At 37.8% G+C, this 14,766-nt stretch carries 18 protein-coding genes and 1 pseudogene; 9 read left to right on the forward strand and 10 right to left on the reverse strand.

From position 1 onward, the window contains the following. Window positions 1–418: 418 nt before the first annotated feature. Both FTU82_RS12065 and FTU82_RS12070 read right to left on the reverse strand, forming a co-directional pair. Window positions 419–1,030, reverse strand: coding sequence for a recombinase family protein (locus FTU82_RS12065; RefSeq protein WP_004889724.1), 612 nt, complete (start codon window positions 1,028–1,030; stop codon window positions 419–421). A gap of 236 nt (window positions 1,031–1,266) precedes the next feature. After that, a complete protein-coding gene (locus FTU82_RS12070) occupies window positions 1,267–1,650 on the reverse strand; it encodes a hypothetical protein (protein ID WP_147395704.1) in 384 nt (127 codons plus the stop codon). A 316-nt stretch (window positions 1,651–1,966) separates the two neighbouring features. Here FTU82_RS12070 and FTU82_RS12075 point away from each other — a divergent pair, with 316 nt between their 5' ends. From FTU82_RS12075 to FTU82_RS12090, 4 genes are read left to right on the forward strand one after another with little or no spacing between them, the layout of a single operon-like run. Beyond that, complete coding sequence (locus FTU82_RS12075; protein ID WP_034707141.1) at window positions 1,967–2,254, forward strand: BrnT family toxin; 288 nt, start codon at window positions 1,967–1,969, stop codon at window positions 2,252–2,254. Next, window positions 2,241–2,549, forward strand: coding sequence for a BrnA antitoxin family protein (locus tag FTU82_RS12080; protein WP_180058738.1), 309 nt, complete (start codon window positions 2,241–2,243; stop codon window positions 2,547–2,549). The genes FTU82_RS12075 and FTU82_RS12080 overlap by 14 nt, the downstream gene beginning before the upstream one ends. Window positions 2,550–2,582: 33 nt before the next feature. Continuing rightward, on the forward strand, window positions 2,583–2,774 hold the full coding sequence (locus tag FTU82_RS12085; protein WP_180001826.1) for a hypothetical protein: 192 nt from the start codon (window positions 2,583–2,585) through the stop codon (window positions 2,772–2,774). Between the two features lies 1 nt (window position 2,775). Continuing rightward, window positions 2,776–3,264 (forward strand): hypothetical protein, encoded by a 489-nt coding sequence (locus FTU82_RS12090; RefSeq protein WP_180001825.1) that lies wholly within the window; start codon window positions 2,776–2,778, stop codon window positions 3,262–3,264. 25 nt (window positions 3,265–3,289) lie between these two features. On the opposite strand, the gene FTU82_RS12095 is transcribed toward FTU82_RS12090, so the two are convergent. Beyond that, window positions 3,290–3,574, reverse strand: a complete 285-nt coding sequence (locus tag FTU82_RS12095) for a hypothetical protein (RefSeq protein WP_180058726.1) — start codon at window positions 3,572–3,574, stop codon at window positions 3,290–3,292. Window positions 3,575–3,745: 171 nt separating this feature from the next. On the opposite strand from FTU82_RS12095, the pseudogene FTU82_RS12100 reads away from it, so the two are divergent. From FTU82_RS12100 to FTU82_RS12110, 3 genes and pseudogenes are all read left to right on the forward strand, one after another. Then, a pseudogene (locus FTU82_RS12100) lies at window positions 3,746–3,888 on the forward strand (helix-turn-helix domain-containing protein); the annotation flags it as partial. A gap of 139 nt (window positions 3,889–4,027) precedes the next feature. Continuing rightward, a complete protein-coding gene (locus FTU82_RS12105; protein WP_180058727.1) occupies window positions 4,028–5,473 on the forward strand; it encodes a DNA cytosine methyltransferase in 1,446 nt (481 codons plus the stop codon). Between the two features lie 64 nt (window positions 5,474–5,537). Next, the gene (locus FTU82_RS12110) at window positions 5,538–6,857 is read left to right on the forward strand and encodes an MvaI/BcnI family restriction endonuclease (RefSeq protein ID WP_180058728.1); all 1,320 of its coding nucleotides are present in this window, start codon (window positions 5,538–5,540) and stop codon (window positions 6,855–6,857) included. 22 nt (window positions 6,858–6,879) lie between these two features. Here FTU82_RS12110 and FTU82_RS12115 read toward each other — a convergent pair whose 3' ends face one another. The 4 genes from FTU82_RS12115 to FTU82_RS12130 form a co-directional block, all read right to left on the reverse strand. Next, complete coding sequence (locus FTU82_RS12115; RefSeq protein WP_180058729.1) at window positions 6,880–7,356, reverse strand: very short patch repair endonuclease; 477 nt, start codon at window positions 7,354–7,356, stop codon at window positions 6,880–6,882. A gap of 152 nt (window positions 7,357–7,508) precedes the next feature. Continuing rightward, complete coding sequence (locus FTU82_RS12120) at window positions 7,509–7,760, reverse strand: hypothetical protein (protein ID WP_180058730.1); 252 nt, start codon at window positions 7,758–7,760, stop codon at window positions 7,509–7,511. Window positions 7,761–7,828: 68 nt separating this feature from the next. Then, window positions 7,829–8,077: a hypothetical protein gene (locus tag FTU82_RS12125; protein ID WP_180058731.1), complete on the reverse strand. Its 249-nt coding sequence runs from the start codon at window positions 8,075–8,077 to the stop codon at window positions 7,829–7,831. Window positions 8,078–8,256: 179 nt separating this feature from the next. Continuing rightward, on the reverse strand, window positions 8,257–8,520 hold the full coding sequence (locus FTU82_RS12130) for a hypothetical protein (protein WP_180058732.1): 264 nt from the start codon (window positions 8,518–8,520) through the stop codon (window positions 8,257–8,259). Between the two features lie 318 nt (window positions 8,521–8,838). Here FTU82_RS12130 and FTU82_RS12135 point away from each other — a divergent pair, with 318 nt between their 5' ends. Further along, complete coding sequence (locus FTU82_RS12135; RefSeq protein WP_180058733.1) at window positions 8,839–9,162, forward strand: hypothetical protein; 324 nt, start codon at window positions 8,839–8,841, stop codon at window positions 9,160–9,162. Window positions 9,163–9,170: 8 nt separating this feature from the next. Here FTU82_RS12135 and FTU82_RS12140 read toward each other — a convergent pair whose 3' ends face one another. Together FTU82_RS12140 and FTU82_RS12145 are read right to left on the reverse strand one after the other, a co-directional pair. Continuing rightward, the gene (locus tag FTU82_RS12140; RefSeq protein ID WP_180058734.1) at window positions 9,171–9,452 is read right to left on the reverse strand and encodes an antitoxin HicB; all 282 of its coding nucleotides are present in this window, start codon (window positions 9,450–9,452) and stop codon (window positions 9,171–9,173) included. A 19-nt stretch (window positions 9,453–9,471) separates the two neighbouring features. After that, window positions 9,472–10,464: a hypothetical protein gene (locus FTU82_RS12145; RefSeq protein ID WP_180101374.1), complete on the reverse strand. Its 993-nt coding sequence runs from the start codon at window positions 10,462–10,464 to the stop codon at window positions 9,472–9,474. Between the two features lie 3,109 nt (window positions 10,465–13,573). Here FTU82_RS12145 and FTU82_RS12150 point away from each other — a divergent pair. After that, window positions 13,574–14,152, forward strand: coding sequence for a plasmid replication DNA-binding protein (locus FTU82_RS12150; RefSeq protein ID WP_180058736.1), 579 nt, complete (start codon window positions 13,574–13,576; stop codon window positions 14,150–14,152). A gap of 19 nt (window positions 14,153–14,171) precedes the next feature. Here FTU82_RS12150 and FTU82_RS12155 read toward each other — a convergent pair whose 3' ends face one another. Beyond that, entirely contained in the window at window positions 14,172–14,420 is a 249-nt protein-coding gene (locus FTU82_RS12155; RefSeq protein WP_180058737.1) for a hypothetical protein, read from the reverse strand. Window positions 14,421–14,766: the final 346 nt, after the last annotated feature.

The raw sequence follows: 14,766 nt of genomic DNA on the forward strand, positions 1-14,766 counted from the left end.
TTTAACATAATGGTTGTTATGCGAAATTCCTAGCATATTCACCTTTTGTCTTATATCTTTGTTTTTACCAATAGGTAAAATATATTCATAACCTACATCGGAAAAGTAGGTAGTTAAGAAAAAAATTGCAGAGATTTATAAGCCTTATAGTAACGGGAGAGACTATAGGGCTTTTTATTTATCTTAATATTCATATACCTAATGGATTTGCTTTTCAACTAGTTCCAATTTGTTTAATGCTTGCCGTTTTTTATGATCATTATTAATCTTTACAACTAGAGCTAAAATAAAAACCATCACTATAAAAACAAGGAAAATCAAATGCTTTTTCATCATTAATTCCGTCTTTTGATCTTTAAAAATGCCTTGCTCCTTTGTAAATAGATATGACATAAGGGAAGCACTGATACAAGCCTTTTTAAATGACTTTAGCAACTCGATAAACAGTTGCAACTCCACAATTCACTGCTTTGGCAATTTCTTCCTTAGTCATATTGCCAGCTGCTAGTAATTCTTTTATTCGTTTGTGCTTAGCCTCATTGGCTTTCTTACCTGTTGGCTTGTAACCCGAACGTGCCAAGCCCTGCTTAATACGTTCTATACGTTTCTCATTGTCCAGGCGGGCCATTGTTGCCAGGAGATCAATCAACATATTGTTGATGAGATCCAGGATTGAATGAGTAATGCTGTCACTGGTTTGAATCATTTGGTAGGTAGTAGGAAGATCTGCTACGACTAAACGAAGTCCCTTCTCCTGGATCCTGCGCTTCAGCTCTTGAAAATCCTGTTGGGTTAGGCGTGATAATCGGTCAATACTTTCAACCAACAAGGTGTCGCCTTGATTTGCTTCTGACAGTAGCTTATTCAATTCAGGTCGGTCTAACTTCGTACCACTATAGTTTTCCACGTACACAATGGTTTCGCCCAAATTCAAGTTTTGGTTTAGATCCTGAAGAATCTGCAAAGCCCTTTCTGCATCTTGATCTTTAGTTGAAGCTCGTAGATAAATACGTGTATTCATTTCTATCATTTAATCTTAATTCTATTAGATTAATGATAACAATATCATTTAATTATTGCATTAAGTCTAATGATAGATATTGTATGCGATTTGGCTCGCTATCATTCAGCTATACTCTTTTGATAAAAAAAGCATAACTAAAAGCCATGCCTTGGGAATTCGTATAACGTGTATTATGTTAATTTTAGTTTAATTAACAATTTACATTAGCACTTCATGCTTCTATCCCTCATAAAAAATTTACCTTAATCTTTAGCATTGAATGTTTCTATATACAGACTTCGCTCTAATTCTTGATTATAAATTTTTGAAGCAATGCAACACTCTTGCAAAAAATCAATAAAGGCATCATGAACATTTCTTTTCATTGGATCCTTAAGACAAGAATGTAATTTTTCTAACCTTTTAAGAACCCTTGGTTCATCGTGAAAAATTGCAATTACTTGGTTCATAGCACTAGAAAACTGTTCACCTTGAATAGAAAACCTATGTCCTAATAATTGCCTAGTAAGATCAATTTTTAATTTTCTCTTCTCCATCCTATTCATGTAAATAAGAGAAAGGATAGAGCCCAAAATTCCTGATAATAAGGAGGCAAATATTGTTATAAATATTAAGGTGTAACTCATTAACTAATTTTCATCCAAAAAGTTGTTTATCACATCTAAGATAAACTTCTTATTCGCAGTTTAAAATGTAAATTTTGAGCCATTTATCATAATGGGCGTCATCCGAAACGAATATTTTAAATATATAAAAATCATATACTTGTGTTATAGTGGTAATGCTCGACGATGTCGAAAAGCTGACTTGGAAAACAAGTCGGCTTTTTTATGAGCAGTTTTGAAATATTTTGCCAATCATTTTGACTAAAAATTACGCTTTCCAGCTTGAGTGATACAATTTTGTGATACATTATTGTATATACAAATTTGAATGTTTTTTATGGAACAGTATTTCGAATGGGATGAGGCAAAGAATCGAAAGAATCAGAAAAAGCACGATGTCTCTTTCGAAACAGCAAGCCTTGTTTTCGATGATCCATTAAGGATCTCAATCCAAGACAGACATACCGATGGTGAAGAACGTTGGCAGACCATTGGGAAAGTAAAAGGCGTACTAATGCTCTTGGTAGCTCACACTATCTTTGATGAAGATGACTGTGAAATCATAAGAATTATTAGTGCAAGACAGGTAACTAAAGCGGAGCGAGATAAATATGAGCATGGTTAGATACTCACGCAAAGAACTGAATGAAAAATTCAGCGACAAGCAAGATGCTGAAATTCAACGCTTGCTTGCTAAAGGGACGGTTCGTGATGATCAGCTAGATCTATCAGATATTCCTGAAATTACTGATTGGAGTAATGCTGTACGCCATAATCAATTCTATCGCCCAGTGAAGCAACAAACTTCTATTCGGTTAGATGCTGATGTTCTTGCTTGGTTCAAAGCACAAGGGAAAGGTTATCAAACACGAATGAATGAAATTCTTCGTAATGCTATGATAGAAGAATTAAAAAAATAGAAATTCCTATCTTATTTTAAAAGGAGATAACACATGGGTGGGTTTGTTATTGAAGATGCTACATTATGCGCAGTACTAAAAATTTTAAAGGAGGATGGGCTTGATTTAAATGAACTGCAAAAGAAATATGCTGATAGATTAATGAAAAATGAAATCACAATGATTCCAGAAGACTATAGAGAAGAATCATTAATAATTTTAAGAAATGCGATAGATAATACTTAAGATGATGAAAGTATCTGATGCTTTAATGGTTGCTTTAGTAACTGTTATCATTAATTTTTTTATTCAGTTGTTTTTTAAATATAAGGATAATAGGTCTCAACAATTATCAATTCAGTTAGCTATTATTGCTGAGATTAAAGCTTTAAAAAAACTAATTGAACAAAGAAAGTATGTAGAAGATATTCAAAATATAGTTTTATACCTTGAAAAAAATAGAGGTTATAGGACAACACTTTCGCTCGATATTCAAGAAAATGTATTCCCAGTGTATTCTAATAATTTAGATAAAATTGGACAGTTATCACCTAAAGTAGCTCCTCAAGTCGTCACTTTTTACGCCTTACTCTCTTCTATTCTACAGGATGTGAAAATAGGAGGTTTACTAAGCATACATGAACAAGGAAATTATCAGAACTATAAGAATATCTATGATCTTTTAACTAAAGCCTTAGAAATAGCCGATGAAATAATTAATTCAAGTCAGAATTAATTTAACAGAAGATTTCTCATATATGTTAATGAAAAATAGAAATTAAAGCTTGAAAAAACATAGAGATACTTGCGAAAAAAGCACCTAAACTATTCCATTTTGATTGGGCTTTTAAAGTTTCTCTCACATCCCATCCATCAAAAGAAACTCCTGATAAATTAGGTTGTTCATTTTTCTTTTGAGCTTTTTTCTTGGCTATCTTTACAGCTTTTTCTCTAGTGACTTTAACCTGGCTTGAATAAAACCATGCCCCAGCTGAGAAGAATCCAAAGATAATAGATATTGAAAGAATAATAAGTTTGTAGTCCATGACGTTACTTATGATTAAGACTTGCTTCCATATTTAACATAAAATCTCTTATGCGAAGTTGGTTTGTAAGCCCAAAATAGAAATGTCCGGTTTCTCCAAAGTAAAAATGTCCGCTTTTAGAATATGCGCTTTTGCGATGATCGAAGCGGACGGTTTGATATGTTGGTGTCTATGTCGGATAAAGAACTTAAACGATTGTCGGTTTTGCAAGAAATTTGTGATCAACGCATCACCCAGTCCCAAGCTGCTCAGCTACTGCATATTTCAGAACGTCAGATCAGACGCTTACTGCAAAATACAAAGCTCAAGGCCCAGTTGGACCTACATTCAGGGCTGCTTTTTCCCAATCCATTTTTAAATGGAGAGTTTATGAGCGACAATGAATATTTGAGCTTATATCTGGGTCAAATGAGTGATAAAGTATCACTCAAAATACCCAATATAGATTTATAGATGAAAGAGTTTCTCTCCCAGGCTGATGACCTGCATGAAAAGTACCTGCTTCAGGAAAACCAGAAAATTGAAGAACACAAGATGCTGGTCAATCAGGTCCTGGAGTCCTACGACCAGAAAACTGTTGCTGAAATACTTCGCAGGGTAGGACAGTATGACTGGACCCGTGAAACACTGAATAAATGGCTCAATGGAAAGAGTGCACCACGGGCACTAAGTGAAGGCGAAGTAGAAATGCTTCAGCAAAAAATGCTTCCGAAGCCACCAGCCCACCATCCACACTATAAATTCCGTTTTATTGATCTGTTTGCCGGGATTGGCGGGATCAGGAAGGGATTTGAGGAAATCGGCGGACAGTGCGTTTTTACCAGCGAATGGAACAAGGAAGCTGTCCGGACATACAAGGCTAACTGGTACTGTGATCCTGAACAGCATAAATTCAACGAAGATATCAGACAGGTTACGCTGACTGAAGATCTGGATACAGACATCAATGAAGCTTATGAGCATATTGATAACGAAATTCCAGATCATGAGGTACTACTGGCCGGTTTCCCATGCCAGCCGTTCTCTCTGGCAGGTGTTTCAAAAAAGAATTCCCTTGGCAAGGCACATGGTTTTGAATGTGAAGCACAGGGAACACTGTTTTTTGATGTGGCACGTATTATTGCCGCAAAACAGCCAGCCATTTTCGTACTCGAGAATGTAAAAAACCTGAAAAGCCATGACAAGGGAAATACCTTCCGTATCATCATGAAGACGCTGGACGAGCTGGGCTATGATGTTGCAGATGCTGATGCGAGTGGTCCGAATGATCCCAAAATCATTGACGGCAAGAACTTCCTTCCCCAGCACCGAGAGCGTATTGTACTGGTAGGCTTCAAACGAAGTCTGGATATCAAGGGTGACTTTTCCCTGAAAAATATCAGTAAATTCTTCCCTGAAGTCCGTCCGACCATACAGGATGTGTTAGAAAAGGAAGTAGAAGACAAATACATACTGACTGAAAATCTCTGGAAGTATCTTTACAACTATGCCAAGAAACATCAGGCTAAAGGTAACGGTTTTGGCTTTGGTCTGGTAGATCCGAAAAATCCTGGTAGCGTGGCCAGAACCCTTTCAGCCCGTTATCATAAAGACGGTTCGGAAATCCTGATTGACCGTGGCTGGGATATGCAACGGGGAGAAGAAGAGTTTGATGATCCTGATAACCAGAAGAACCGCCCGCGTCGTCTGACACCACGGGAATGTGCCAGACTGATGGGCTTCCAGAAACTGGATGGGGACGATTTCTTCCGTATTCCGGTCTCGGATACACAGGCCTACAAGCAGTTCGGCAACTCGGTTGTCGTGCCTGTTTTCACTGCCGTTGCCAGGTTACTGGAACCTTATATTTTACGTGCAGCAGAAATTCAGAAGCGTGAAAAAGACAGAATTTCCGCGTAAAAAACTATAAGAATCATTCAAATAAAGGTACGATCCGGTTAGAGAAACAATGACCGGATCGTATATGGCCACTCTCGGGCAGATATCACAGACAATGCAGGATTTGGGTGCAACCCGCATCCTGCTCAAGCCGCTTTCCAATAATGATAACTCCAAACAGCAGATCTATTTTGGGGGTAATTTTGAGGTCCTCCAGGATTTTCCGTTGGGTGAGATCCGCGCAGATGGAGAATCCAGTAAGGGGCCGATATTCAAGGCGCCTCTCAGACTGTTCTGGATCACACCGGAAGGTAAAACTGAAGAAGCCGCAGGTTCCCAGATTATTCTCTATCCCAAATATCCGGAAATAAGACTTTCCGGATTCCTCCGTGGCTGCTCGCTTGCACCGGGCAAGATCATGAAACCGCCAACAGCAGAAAAACGTGAACTGTATGCCAGCCGGAAACGGGGCATGATACTGGGACTGACTGAAGATAAGGTCTTTGCCTATACAGGGTCATGGGATGAAGAAATTTCCCAGGAGATCCAGAAATATTCAGAACAGAATCAGGACAGACAGGTACTGTCAGTTTTCTATGAATACTACTCCAGCCTTGCGGACAGTCAGGATCTGCTGATCGGAAAACTCAAGGATATCTACATCAAGGGACCAATAAGATCCAGAAGACTGGACAAAGATGGTACTGTTATCCCCTATGAGGCACCGAATGGAGCCGGTTTTACCCTTGAATGCGAATTTGGCATCATTCCGAACGGAAACGCCTGTCCGGATTTCCTCGACTGGGAGCTGAAAACAAGATCAAAAAGCAGTACGACCCTGATGACTCCTGAACCGGATATCGGACTCTATCGTGACAGCTATGCAAATTTCATGAATACCCATGCAAACCGCAGGCAACCGGAAAAACTCTACTTTACGGCCAAACACCAGACTGGAATCCGAAATCCGGAAACCCATCTGACTCTTTTCATTGAAGGATATGATCTGGAGAAAAAGAAAATTACCTTGAGCGAGGGTGGCTATTTTTTGAAAAATGACAATGGAGAAATTGCAGCTGGATGGACATTCAGCAAACTGCTAAATCACTGGAAAAACAAACATACGAAAACATGCTATGTCTCATATACTAACTTAAAACTTGAAGGATCTACCTATTACCAGTTTGGCCCAAAGGTGTCGCTGGCTAAAGGAGCGAGTATTGAAAAATTTCTGGATGCCCTGTCTACAGGAATAGTGGTTCATGATCCAGGATGTAAATATGCACTGGATGCGAATACAGGTAAATGGAAACAGAAAAAACGCAATCAGTTCAGGGTGTCAGCATCCAATTCAGCTTGTCTATATGATGAATACGAGGAGCTTAATCTGTCATCAGATGAATAAGTATTGCTAAAGTATGGCTGTATTACTTCAAAAATCGTCTGTCTCTTGGAGAGTCACGTATTTCAAGAAACTGTTCATCACTTGAAAGCCAGTCAGCAATTGCACTGACTACTTTTTCAGGATCTTTTTTGGCTCCCCGAATACTGCATTCCCAGACAATGCAGACTCGCCAGTAACTGGCGAGCAGGAAATCTATAGCTCTGGCATCATTCGCCTGATTACGACAGATCTTTTCCTGCCAGAATTCAGTCCGCGTTGCCGGTAACCTGAAAAGATTACAATTCTGATGACCATGCCAGAAACAGCCATGGATGAAAATCACTGACCTGTATTTTGGCAAAACGATATCCGGCTTTCCTGGAAGATCTTTTACATGAAGACGATACCGAAATCCTTTTTTATGAAGCAGATGCCTGACTATCAATTCAGGTTTTGTATTGCTGCCTTTAATTCCTGCCATCATACGGCTACGTGTAGAAGGATCAACAATATCTACCACCAGTCTCTCCTATTCTATAGGACTTAACAGAATTGAACTTCATCAGTATTATGTATGTTGCATCTTTTTCATATCATTATAGTATTCGTATCTAACTGAAATTTAATATAAAATATCTTGTACGTAATTCCTTTCTTAAATATTTACGACCGCTAATCTTCTTCTAAAGATGCCAGTGTCTCTTGATAGTTTTTATCGGTTGCCATTATACGCAACTCTAAATACTCATCCTCGTCAATCCAACCAATTTCTTTTGCAGCTAAAGCGAATCCACTTAAGTGAATACGTTGAAAATGTTCATATTCTTTTTTATGCTCATTACGGATGTGAGCAAAGTTTTTAATTTCATTTATATATCCTAGTTTTTCCATAAATTTAGCTAAAAACTCATCTCTTGTTTTCATAAAAAACCCTTTACTTAAAAAAATAAAACAGCGCTCTGAAATAGATAAACTTGCAACAAATTTTGCTACTAAATTTTCTGTAGATCGAAACTATGCACCTTTAAATCTTCATATAAATTCCAAGCTATACAGACCAAGGTATAACCGCTCTTTGTTAGTCCTAGATTACTTGCAATTTGCATAGGCTTTATTTTAAACATCTCAAAGAAATCGCCATATTTGAGTATTTGTAAAACAAGCGTTCTACCATAACTATTTTTTGGTGCATACTTTAATTGAGTTTGAATCATGGCATACACTTTTGCTTCATAAAGCATTAATTACTCTCAAGATCAGAAAACTAATGGAGGTTTATAGCACTTACAAAAAAATCAATCAAGATATTGATTTTAAACATTTTATTATTAAATAAACATTTATTTTAGTTTTTATAAATATTAAAAAATTATTAATATTTAAGTAATGAAATTAATAATTTTAAATTTTATTAATATGCTTAATCCTGATTAATTTTACGCTTTTTAATTTTGAAAGTTCTTCGTCCCTCAAATCGGTGAGCAAGGTCAGGGTTCCGGCCTTCCAAGCGTTTAATCACGATTGGTACGGCATTCGACGTTTTCCTCACTAAACTATCATTTTCGACATACAATATTGTTCCACTCTGAGCTGCTGCAATAAAGCACTCTCGAAGTACATTTGCGGCTTTGGCAGCAATACCTGATTCATTGTCATCTTCATCAATTAGATCTACTGTTGACATAGTACCGCACTCCCAATTAGCTGATATATGAATCATATTACAAGTCGGGTAGACAGGATAAAGAACTAGAGACCTTTCTACATATAATGCTCTAATCGACACACACAATAGCTTCTTTTCAAACCAAGGTAGTTATTATGTGTGATCTTAATTTTATATTTAATTTCAGTATATTAAAAGAATTGAGTTTTTTAGTTTTGATAATTTTTTATAAAGTACAGGATCATATAACAGAATTTTTTTTTCCTTTTTTAACCCTGAATATTTAGAATCGGTAAAAGTTTCTTCCCTCAAAAATTTAATTGTCCAGAGCGCAAAATGAATCCTATAACTTTTCAGAAATTAGAAAAAATGAATAAATACTGCAAGGCTTGCGTTAAAGCTTATGCAGTTTTGACTTTGTTGAGTCTGGTGACTTTTTTCATCTATTTTTTTAATCATTTCACCTTAGACGTTCTCTTTACAGACCCGAATGCCCTATTTCCGGCAATCAAAATAGAAGCGTTAGCACTGGGGATCATGCACATTGTCTATTCTTTCTTTTTCAAATATATCGATAAGCAACTGCAAATTTATGGCTTAGATTCCAATCATCTGGATGAATACATCCAGAGGAATCAGGGACTTTTTCAAAAGTATTAAGGGATATGTTATCCAGTAGAGTTCATCTCTTGTAATGTCTCAAAAACAAGTCTCTCAATGCCGGAACGTGCTTTATCTGGGTCCGGATCTAGCCAGGATAAAGATGGAAATTCAGCACAAAGGCCAACAAATTCTTCATCCTCAATGGACCAGTTCACGTTAAATGAGTAACAAGCTTCAATCTTAAAATCAAATAAAGCTTTCATATATTTTGCAGCGTTTTTGGCCTCTGCTCTCAAATCGTCAATTTCTTGCCGGGTCAGATAATAATCGTCAGGATATTTCGGCATCGTTCACCTTTTTTAAGGACTACAGTAAATACTTTTGGATTAGCTGATTCGTGGCATCTCCTGTCACCTTATCTTTACTTAAATTAAGGTTGGCATCCTCTCGAAGCCTACGTAAAACACTATATTGCAAAAAGTCATCTGCATAGTTGGTGAGTCGTGATAAATAATCAAGCTCCAGAGGAACATAGTAGTCCACCTTCCTAAAGTCCTTCCCTGTTTTTTTATAGTGGTAGCTCACTACTTCAGTCAGCAATCGCCCCATTTGATGTCGATTACCCTTAAAAACGGTATAAAATCTGAGACGTTTATAGAACGTCTCAAGCATAGACATACCCATGGTTTTATCAGGGTTTGAGATCAAAACATTCATAATCTCAATGTATTTCTTTTTAAATATTTGCAGCGTTGGCTCATCATATCGCCAAGTCCAGGTGTAATTTTTAGCACTCTTTTCAGTCGGGGCATATTTTTTTGATTTTTTGCTGGAATGAGATAAGCGTACTAGCTCTATATGGCCTTTATCAACGACTATCTTTAAGTAAGGTTTATGCAACACAAACTTAAATTTTTCATGGTCTTGATAATAGTTTTGGATAAGCTGTATTTCCTCCTGCTCTAGCGCTTTATTCCAGTCCAGTACAGCTTCTGAAATTCGCTGGTTGACAATTTTTTTCAGGGCAATTTCACTCTTGGACTGATTATAGTCATGGCTTTTTGGCGTAGTAATCAATAACCAAAAATCAAAAATATTGACCCCTTCAATGGAGGGTCTTTTTTGAATAATAAGATCAGCTATCGGTTCTTTTTTTGTATTTAAACGATAAGTCCGTTGCCTTGCAGTTAAATGAAGCGAGTATTTATCAGTCAGTTTTTTCAACAATTTTTGGATGCTATCGAAAAATAAAGTCTTATCACTTTCAACAGAAAAATGGCTATAGAAATATGCACCATTCGAAACTTTGTCTGCAATTTTTTGTGCTGTATATCGACTATTCGGGCTGTAACTAATCATTTTATTGTCACTAAGCAATATTTAATATGTGTCATTAAGCAATATTCTATATTTCACATTGTCATTAAGCAATATTAAAAATTAATGAAATCCTTATACCATAAGGCTTAACGTGGCTTCGCCACGAAAACCAATGCCAAAGGCATTGGTCAGGCTTTATTGACACAATTTGTCATCGTGCAATAAAGCGGTTCCTAGGTGACGAAATTTACACCCCTTTTTATTTAGTTTATAGTCGGGATATTCATTGACTGAAAGCAGTCTGACCAACTGCCTGACCATTTCGCTTTTAGCGTTTTGAGCAGGCATCAGCCTGCTTAAAGCCATGTTTTTTTAGATAGCGCACAGTCGCGGATTAGCCATCCATACGACTGACCGATTGAGCGTACTACCTTGGAAGCAGGGTTCGGTACGATCTGATGGGCGCTAAGAAGTTGAGATACTTCTTTTCGATCCAATCAGCTTGTTTACAAGCGGTTGGGCGACAAGGACACGGGCGCCTATAAGCAATAGAAATATTGTGAAGTGGTTGTCTGGTGAGAAATCGCCAGGCTAGAGAAGTGCAGATCAATCTGCATGACTTGAACCCCTGTTTCAGCAGAACTCGGGAGGTCGGGACAAGGATGTTGTCAGTACCGTTAATACCGATCTTGTGTGTGCATGATGCGCACTAGACTTTCTAGTGAGAAATGCAGCTCAAGAGCACATCTGTGGGCGTTTGAGGTAACAGCAATGTTACAGGCTGTTGAGGAGAAATCTGGATACAGCGGCACCATCTGGTGAGATTATTTCAAGCTCAATGGGTCAACGGATAGCTTAAGCAGAATACATCGGCAAGCATAGCTGAGATACGTGCAGATTAAGAGCCTTACCCTTGCGATTTTATCATTATAGCCATATCCCCATGTTTTTAAGGAACCGCGTTGGGGGGAAAAAAACACCGAGAGGTTGGAAGTGCTATTTTGATAATAGAGGATAGGCGGTCTGATCAAGACTGTTGGAAATAACTTGGGAATCTCCATGCCGTTGACATTGAATTGTCATGGCAGGTGTGGAGAGGGAGAGATGATGAGTAGGGCGTATAAGCTATTTTAAATAGTGAAATCGTTGCAGTTATTAGTTTTAAACTGCTGAAAGGCAATAGGCGAACTCAATCCTGATATGGCTATCAGGATTGGTAAAGGGAGTCTAAATATTTGTGTCGTGATTTGATGCAGATTTGTTTCCGAAAGTTGGAGTCGGTTTTATGTGTTATCTAAAAAAGCGAGAACTTAGCTAAAATGGTTTGGTCACCATTGTGTTTCAATTGTTCGGGATTGGTCTCTCGAACAAAATTGGGACTATGCAAATTTCAGTGAATAGAATTGGCTATATTCAGATTAGTCTTAAGATGAATTATAACAATTCGCAGAGTCTAATTAACTCTTTAAACTGTGAGCAATTGAGAGTGTTTCTACTCCCAATTTTACCAATATGTTGATATTCAGCATATTGTGGTGTTGGTTGCAAATCGATTAATTTTTTACTTCATTGAAAGAAATAATATCGATAAAAACTTAGTTATTAATAATTTTTTATTAATCGCTACTAGCTGTTTTTTTTAGCGGTGACGTTACGAAGCAGTACAGTTGTTTGACTAGCGGAATAGTGTTTTAGCGGAGATGTATTTTTTTCTGGATTTTTCATCTAGCGGTCCACATGTGACTAAGCGAAGATGATGGAAAATAAGAATTGAATACTAGCGAACCTATACTTAGCGGAGATGGAGAGCAACTTGCTTTGTAACTAGCGGAAAAATGGTATTAGAAAGTCGTAGTTGTGGAACTAAAACACAGCCGAAGTTTGTATCAAACTTAGTCGTGATAACAGTTGGAGGTAGCTGTTGGAACGGTTTGAAAGTCGCTTCCTTTGCCTGGCAAAGAAAATGTCTCAAGTTGATAACTGTGAAAACGTACCAATACGTTCTATTGGCGTTAGGCGGTAACGTGAAACTCCAATACGAGCCCTGTTCCAAGTTTATTGGACAGGGCTTTCCTATTTTGCGCTGATTTGCGTTTTAAGACACTTTACGACTCAGACAAGGAAGACCCTAGGCCATAACTTAAAAAATCAAACCTGATGCATACTACAAGCAAAATTCACGATATTCATTTGAAGAAAAGATCAATTATTTGCTCTTCATCTGTTTTTTGATCTCTTGCTTTCATCTGCTTCTCATTAACTCGCCAAAGTTGTAACTCGCGATTAAGTTCCTTTTGGCTAATGCTCTCACTCTCTCAAGATCCCCACAGCCGTCGCTTCGCTTTGGGCTGATGGTGAACGTTGAGAGAGTTTCGGCAATACTCACCCTAAGGGCATGATTTTAAGAAAAATCAATATCCCTTAAGTATTGCCGAATAACCTGATTGGGCTGACGGAGCCACGCATCGGTCGTATCCGCACATAGTTTTGCTGACTATGCAGACAAGGACTCAAAGTCTTGCACTTCGCTCCACGCGCTCCCTGTCGCTACACGGCTGTATCTCTGCGAGGGTTTCCCCAACATACAACTTAACAGTCCGATGTAACTACTCCCAACGCTCCGCCTATGTGAAGTTCCCCTGTAAGCGGTTTAGCCTTTCGACTATCGCTACAATACGCCAGTGACACTTATTCCTACCACACGTACTGCATGCCGACCGTAAAACGGACACACAGAAGCGGGCAAAGCTCGATCTAGGATACTTATTTGATGAAAAAAACACTTAACTAACGAAGACTTTTCAATTTGGGCTTGATATTACTGCACATAACAGTGAAAATAGTGTTCTGGTACAAAAGCCTTTGGGTGAAATCATAACGGTCGCCAAACCTTATGATCTTCGTTACTTGATGTTTGCCCATCAAATAACTGCGTGCCAACGAATTTAAAGCCCTGCGAGACAATTGTCAAGCAGGGCTTTTTCGTTTTTTAGCTATAAAAAAATATTAAATATTATATAGTTGAAATGAGTATTCTAAATCTGCGGTATATTGTATAAATCAAATATATAGGTCAGTTTTGACATAAAATATATGCTAATGCTTATATTATTTTCTCTTAAAGATAATAATAGGACTTGAAAATTAAATGGCTAAACTCTCACTGAGCGAAGTATCCAAACAGTTTAATGTCGATCGATCGACTATCTACAGAGCTGTACGTAATGGACGCTTGTCACGTTCCAGTGATGGCCAATTTGATATTGCCGAAGTTATTCGATGCTTTGGTGAACCACAACAGATATCACAGCCTGCTAAGGAAGCTCCTAAGCAAAGCAGTGATACTGCTACACAAAAACTCATTACACATTTAGAAAACGAAGTCAAAAAATACCAAGAACGTGAAGAACGTTTGATGCAACAAATTGACCGTATGCAGACCCTGATTGAATTAAAAAGTGTGGCACCTGCCACAGTAGTGCCACACCCTGACGCTACAGCATGCGATAGTAAAATGCCACAGCATGCAACAACAGATCAAGATATTGAAAATAAAGAAAATTTAAATAAGGATGTGGCAGCAAGTGTGGCAATACCACAACAATATGCCACAGCACGCGACAGCCAAACGCCACAGCGTGCCACGTTGCAAAATATGACAGTACCACAACCTAAAAACCGAGGTTTATTTGGACGCGTATTGAATGCTGTATTCAATGAAGATTAAGCGTTCTATACTTTAAAAATCATCTGATGTCTTTTTTCTTGATCTTCACTGTACCTTGCTTCGGCAGACGCTTAGAAATTTCTAAGTTACGATACAGTTGTTTAATCATTACAGGCTCACTATTCGGAGCCTTACACACTACGGTATCGTTTGTGACATAGACCACAGGTCCATTACTAGCTTTTGCAATAAAGGTCTCCGTGAGCACCCGACCTGCCTCTTTAGCAATAATGCGCTCCTCCTCATCCATCTTATTTATCTCATCCATATCTCAACCTACTTAATAATCAAGTTCTATTATTCTTACTATTTAACTTAAATATGAACCTTTTTGTTAAATTGAATTGTTCACCTGGGCTTATTAAACCCGTGGAACATTGCTCACTTATTGAGCGTGGAACATGAAAAATCATAAAAAAAGCCCACCTTGGGGAAGATGAGCTATCAACTAGAAACTACAGCATTGATTTCTAAAGATAATTATAACGCATTTCGTATAAGGTGTATTATGTTAATTTTAGATTTACTAAAACTATTTTTTGAGAACTAGGCTGTTATGGGAACTGTAAAGCTCAAATCTTCTGATGAAGTTTTTCAATTAAAAATTAGTCTGC

Origin of the sequence: Acinetobacter sp. YH12151, from assembly GCF_013418355.1 — a bacterium.
GTDB lineage: Bacteria > Pseudomonadota > Gammaproteobacteria > Pseudomonadales > Moraxellaceae > Acinetobacter > Acinetobacter pseudolwoffii.

Bases quoted from the DNA above. Each gene is read 5' to 3' on its own strand.
- FTU82_RS12135 (WP_180058733.1), top strand. From the start codon at position 8,839: ATGAATCCTATAACTTTTCAGAAATTAGAAAAAATGAATAAATACTGC.
- FTU82_RS12150 (WP_180058736.1), top strand. From the start codon at position 13,574: ATGGCTAAACTCTCACTGAGCGAAGTATCCAAACAGTTTAATGTCGAT.
- FTU82_RS12095 (WP_180058726.1), bottom strand. From the start codon at position 3,574: ATGGACTACAAACTTATTATTCTTTCAATATCTATTATCTTTGGATTC.
- FTU82_RS12120 (WP_180058730.1), bottom strand. From the start codon at position 7,760: ATGAAAACAAGAGATGAGTTTTTAGCTAAATTTATGGAAAAACTAGGA.
- FTU82_RS12070 (WP_147395704.1), bottom strand. From the start codon at position 1,650: ATGAGTTACACCTTAATATTTATAACAATATTTGCCTCCTTATTATCA.
- FTU82_RS12140 (WP_180058734.1), bottom strand. From the start codon at position 9,452: ATGCCGAAATATCCTGACGATTATTATCTGACCCGGCAAGAAATTGAC.
- FTU82_RS12130 (WP_180058732.1), bottom strand. From the start codon at position 8,520: ATGTCAACAGTAGATCTAATTGATGAAGATGACAATGAATCAGGTATT.
- FTU82_RS12110 (WP_180058728.1), top strand. From the start codon at position 5,538: ATGGCCACTCTCGGGCAGATATCACAGACAATGCAGGATTTGGGTGCA.
- FTU82_RS12085 (WP_180001826.1), top strand. From the start codon at position 2,583: ATGGGTGGGTTTGTTATTGAAGATGCTACATTATGCGCAGTACTAAAA.
- FTU82_RS12125 (WP_180058731.1), bottom strand. From the start codon at position 8,077: ATGCTTTATGAAGCAAAAGTGTATGCCATGATTCAAACTCAATTAAAG.
- FTU82_RS12105 (WP_180058727.1), top strand. From the start codon at position 4,028: ATGAAAGAGTTTCTCTCCCAGGCTGATGACCTGCATGAAAAGTACCTG.
- FTU82_RS12155 (WP_180058737.1), bottom strand. From the start codon at position 14,420: ATGGATGAGATAAATAAGATGGATGAGGAGGAGCGCATTATTGCTAAA.
- FTU82_RS12080 (WP_180058738.1), top strand. From the start codon at position 2,241: ATGAGCATGGTTAGATACTCACGCAAAGAACTGAATGAAAAATTCAGC.
- FTU82_RS12090 (WP_180001825.1), top strand. From the start codon at position 2,776: ATGATGAAAGTATCTGATGCTTTAATGGTTGCTTTAGTAACTGTTATC.
- FTU82_RS12145 (WP_180101374.1), bottom strand. From the start codon at position 10,464: ATGATTAGTTACAGCCCGAATAGTCGATATACAGCACAAAAAATTGCA.
- FTU82_RS12075 (WP_034707141.1), top strand. From the start codon at position 1,967: ATGGAACAGTATTTCGAATGGGATGAGGCAAAGAATCGAAAGAATCAG.
- FTU82_RS12065 (WP_004889724.1), bottom strand. From the start codon at position 1,030: ATGATAGAAATGAATACACGTATTTATCTACGAGCTTCAACTAAAGAT.